Origin of the sequence: Rhodococcus sp. 05-2254-6 (genome assembly GCF_002258565.1) — a bacterium.
Classification (GTDB): Bacteria; Actinomycetota; Actinomycetes; order Mycobacteriales; family Mycobacteriaceae; genus Rhodococcoides.
This window is the reverse complement of record NZ_NOZF01000007.1, coordinates 1-4,218: the sequence shown is the minus strand read 5'-3', so window position 1 is coordinate 4,218 and position 4,218 is coordinate 1. Positions and strand designations below refer to the sequence as shown.

At 67.1% G+C, this 4,218-nt stretch carries 4 protein-coding genes and 1 pseudogene; all 5 read right to left on the bottom strand.

Annotated features, from left to right (window positions below; all coding sequences use genetic code 11):
* A partial coding sequence (locus CH256_RS00655) for a solute carrier family 23 protein (RefSeq protein ID WP_179271948.1) occupies positions 1 to 933 on the bottom strand: 933 nt, incomplete at its 3' end.
* A 57-nt stretch (positions 934 to 990) separates the two neighbouring features.
* Complete coding sequence (locus tag CH256_RS00650) at positions 991 to 1,479, bottom strand: YbjN domain-containing protein (protein ID WP_068046105.1); 489 nt, start codon at positions 1,477 to 1,479, stop codon at positions 991 to 993.
* Entirely contained in the window at positions 1,476 to 2,804 is a 1,329-nt protein-coding gene (gene mshA, locus CH256_RS00645; protein WP_179271947.1) for a D-inositol-3-phosphate glycosyltransferase, read from the bottom strand. The genes CH256_RS00650 and mshA overlap by 4 nt, the downstream gene beginning before the upstream one ends.
* 48 nt (positions 2,805 to 2,852) lie before the next feature.
* Complete coding sequence (locus CH256_RS00640) at positions 2,853 to 3,731, bottom strand: alpha/beta fold hydrolase (RefSeq protein WP_256989314.1); 879 nt, start codon at positions 3,729 to 3,731, stop codon at positions 2,853 to 2,855.
* An 11-nt stretch (positions 3,732 to 3,742) separates the two neighbouring features.
* Positions 3,743 to 4,218: pseudogene (locus CH256_RS00635) on the bottom strand (hypothetical protein); the annotation flags it as partial.

Sequence of the window (4,218 nt, the reverse complement as noted above, 5' to 3'; positions counted from 1 at the left end):
GGCGCCGACGTTCTGTGCGAAGGCCGTGGCCGGGAAGGTGTTGAAGATCGGGGCGACGGCAGAGGAGACCATGTCGGCGCGCAGGCCGTCGCCGACGCGCTTGGAGTCGACGTCGGTTCCGACCACTTCGCCGACGGCGAGGATGTCGGCGGTGGTCTCGACCATGATCACCAGGATGACGATGGTCATCGACACGATCGCGCCGATTGCGAAGATCGGCGAGCCGAAGGCGAAGGGTGTCGGGACGGCCACCACGGACGCGTCGGCGACGCCGTCGAAGTCGGTCCTGCCGACGATCAGTGCCGCGATGGTGCCGACGACGAGTCCGAGCAGGATCGACAGCCGCGACAGTCCGGGGATCTTGGTCATCACCAGCACGGCGAGGAGGGTGAACATCGCCAGCCCGATGTTGCCGGGGTCCAGATAGTTCGGGTTCGGCGCTCCGCCCACCATCTCCTGGCCGGTGATCCAGCGCGCGGCCACCGGCATCAGGGACAGTCCGATGACGGTGATGATGCTTCCGGTCACCAACGGCGGGAAGAAGCGAACGATCTTGGAGAAGAACGGAGCGATGGCCAATCCGATCAGCGCGGCCACCAGAACGGCTCCGAGCACCGTGCGCAGTCCGGTTCGCCCGTCCTCCGCGCTGCCGATGATCGTCAGAACCGTCGAGACCGACGCGAACGAAATGCCCTGCACGAGCGGCAGTTGCGAGCCGAAGAACGGGATGCCGATCGTTTGCAGCACAGTTGCCACGCCACTGACGAACAGTGCGCAGGAGATCAACAGTGCCTGATCGGTCCCGGACAGTCCGGCCGCTCCACCGACGATGATCGGAACGGCGATGACGCCGCCGAACATCGAGAGAATGTGTTGCAGGCCGTAGCCGAACATCTGCAGCACCGGTGGGCGAGCGTCCTCTGGCCTGGTCATGGCCCTAGGCTAGGAACCGGACGTTACCGGCAGCAACGCCGTCCCATTTCCGGCGAGTTACGCTTCCCGCTCGTCCACCAGGTGCTCGAATGCCTTCAGGTTCGCCAACGATTCGCCGCGCGAGACGCGCCACGCCCATTCGCGTTTGATGGACTCGGCGAATCCCAGTTCGAGCAGCACGTTGAAGTCGCCGTCCGCGGCTTCGAGGGTCTGTCCGAGAATGCGATCGAGTTCGTCACCGGTGACGGCGTGCAACGAGATTCGGCCGACGAGGTAGATGTCGCCGACCTTGTCGATCGTGTAGTGCACTCCGTACAGGCGGCGGTTGCGTCGCAGCAGGTACCTGTAGACGCCCTCGAAGTTCTCGTCGGGTTTGCGGCAGACGAACGCCTCGATGCGGACCCCGTGATGCCCGACGGTCAGCATCGTCGTTGTCTTGAGCTTGCGTTCCCCCGGCAGCTCGACGGTGAACACGTCCCCGCGCCGGGTGTAGTCCAGCTCGCGGTCCTTCAGTGCCCGGTCGATCAGTTCGGCAGTCTCGCTCATGCAGTCACAGCTCCTGATCTGCGTAGTTTCGACAATCCTCTGACACGTCGCGGCGAGAACTCGCTCGGCCCCTCGCCGCGGTCGAAGTGGAACTTGGCCTGCCGGTAGCTCTCGATGAGTCCGTCGGCGGTGTGCTCCCACGAGAAGTTGCGGGCGTGCAGCGGTGCTGCGGTCGCCATGTCGGCCAACGCAACTGGGTCCGACAGCATCGACGACAGCGCATCGGCCCAATCGTCGGTGCGGTGGCCTTGCACCAGGCGTCCGGTCTCGCCCGACCGCACCGCCACGCCGAGTCCGCCGACGTCGGCGGCCAGGACAGGAGTTCCGCAGGCCTGGGCTTCGATCGCGACCAGGCCGAACGATTCGTTGTAGCTCGGCACGGCGACGATGTCCGCGGCGCGGTAGATCTGGGCCAGTCGCGCCGACGGTTGCGGCGGCATGAACGTCACCCGGGCAGCTATCCCCAGGTTCTCGGCCAGATCGATGAGGCTGTCGGGTCGATCCAGTCCACTGCCGGACGGGCCGCCGACGATGAGGACGCGCAGTGGCGTTCTCGGATTGCGCTGCAGCACTTCGGCAGCCGCGGCGATCAGCACGTCGGGAGCCTTGAGCGGCTGGATGCGTCCGACGAATGCGACGATCGACTCGTCGGGATTCAACCCGAGTTCGGCGCGCGCCGCCAGCCTGTCCCCCGGATTGTATTGCGCCAGATCGGCTCCCGGAGCAACCACGTCGATCGAACCCTGCTGCGCCCCGTAGATCTCGACGAGGGACTTCGCTTCCTCGGTGGTGTTGGCGATGAGCCGGTCCGCCTCGGCCACCACTTGCTGCTCACCGATCTGACGCGCGGCGGGCTCGGGCGAGTCGCCCTGCGCCAGAGACGCGTTCTTGACCGCGGCGAGAGTGTGCGCGGTGTGGACCAGCGGTACTCCCCAGCGATCGCGCGCCAGCCAGCCGACCTGCCCCGAGAGCCAGTAGTGCGAATGAACCAGGTCGTAGTAGCCGGGTTCGTGGCGCGCTTCCTCGCGCAGCACCCCGGCTGCGAACGCGCACAGCTGTGTGGGCAGGTCGTGCTTGTCCAGGCCCTCGAACGGACCCGCGACGATGTTGCGCACCAGCACACCGGGAGCTGCCTCGACGACGGGAGCATCGGTCGACGCCGTCGCGCGGGTGAAGATCTCGACCTCCACACCTCGTTTGGCCAGCTCTTTCGCGCTCTGCAGCACGTAGACGTTCATGCCGCCCGCATCGCCCGTTCCGGGCTGCGCCAGCGGGGAGGTATGCAAGGACAACACAGCGACCCTGTTCAGCTGGCGTCCAGTCACTTCTTCAGTGTGCACGCCTCCACATTACGTCTCGATAACTACCCCTTCTCACGGCTGGCCCTGCGTCACACCGAGACCGTCGACGAACTCGCTCACCTCGGTGAGGAATCGCTGCGGATCGGCCACGAACGGGCCGTGGTCGACGCCCTCCCAGTACGACGCCACCGCCGTGGGAATCAGCTCCGCAGCGTGCCGTCCGGCAGAGACGTCGACGACGGTGTCCTCGGTTCCGTGCAGCACGAACGCCGGGATGTCGAGGCCGCGCAGCAGGTCGTCGTGGCCGACCGCTCGATCGAACAGGGCGGCGCGAACCCGTGGCCTCGTGGACAGTGTCAGCCCGAACAGCGCCTGCGCTTCGGTGCCCTTACCTTCCGTTGGCCCGGTCAGCGCGTGCCCGAAACTCCCGAGCGCCTTGATCGCGACGCGAGGCTCCTCGGCCATCGCCCCGGGGATCGCCGCTCGCATCGCCGTCCCGACGCGGCCGCCTGCCTCTCCCCTGCCGATGCTGGTGATCGCGCCGACGAGCACGATGCCCGCCACCGCGCCCGTGCCGTGTTCGGCGAGGTAGTCGCAGATCACCAGTCCGCCGTACGACCACCCCAGCAGCACCGCGTCGGCGGTGATGTTCTCGGCGGCCAGCACGGCAGCCACGTCTCCCGCCCAGTTCTTCGAGTTTTCGTAACCGGCCGACGGGGCGTCGGAATAGCCGTGTCCGCGTAGATCCACCGCGAGAACGCGATAGCGCTCCGCCAGGTCGGCCAGCAGTCCCTCGCCCCAGCAGGCCGAGCTCTGCGCCCACCCGTGCAGCAGGATCAGTGGCCGCGCCGCAGGGTCACCGCTGACGCGGTAGACGATGTTGACGCCGTCGATGCCGGTGGCCTGACGAACCGGTCCTGCTGCACGGGTGCTCGTATCGGGCTTGCTCATAGTGGGTGAACCTACGCCGCCGCTCTGCGCATCGAGGCGAGCGGATCGGAGTACAGGGCGCTGAGGGAGACCACGGTCGCGGCATACTCCTGCACCTTGTCACCGAAGCCGGTCACCCGAATGTCCCTGCGCTCCAACGTCGAATGGGCGGCGAAGGCCCGTCCCACGTGCGGAATTCCGGCCGGGTAGGCGGTGAACGCCTGACCTCCGAGTACGACGCGGTCCGGATTGAACATGTCGCGCAGCAGCGCCACCGTCCGACCCAGAATCTGCGCCCGCTCGACGAGCAGCTCCCGCGCCTCCTCCGAGCCACCCCGCGCCGCCTGGTACACCGCCGCGATGCTCGAATGAGGCTGCGGTGCAACAATTTTGCGGTCCACGGCAGCGGCGACCACCCGCGGTTGGGATGGGAGAACGGCCGAGTCGCCGGCATCATCGGCGGTGGCCTGGGGCTGCCGATCTCGGTCTCCGGCCATGTCGAGGCCAT

What these genes read in the sequence shown, in the direction of transcription:
- CH256_RS00650 (WP_068046105.1), bottom strand. Translation starts at nt 1,479, where the DNA reads ATGAGCGAGACTGCCGAACTGATCGACCGGGCACTGAAGGACCGCGAG.
- CH256_RS00640 (WP_256989314.1), bottom strand. Translation starts at nt 3,731, where the DNA reads ATGAGCAAGCCCGATACGAGCACCCGTGCAGCAGGACCGGTTCGTCAG.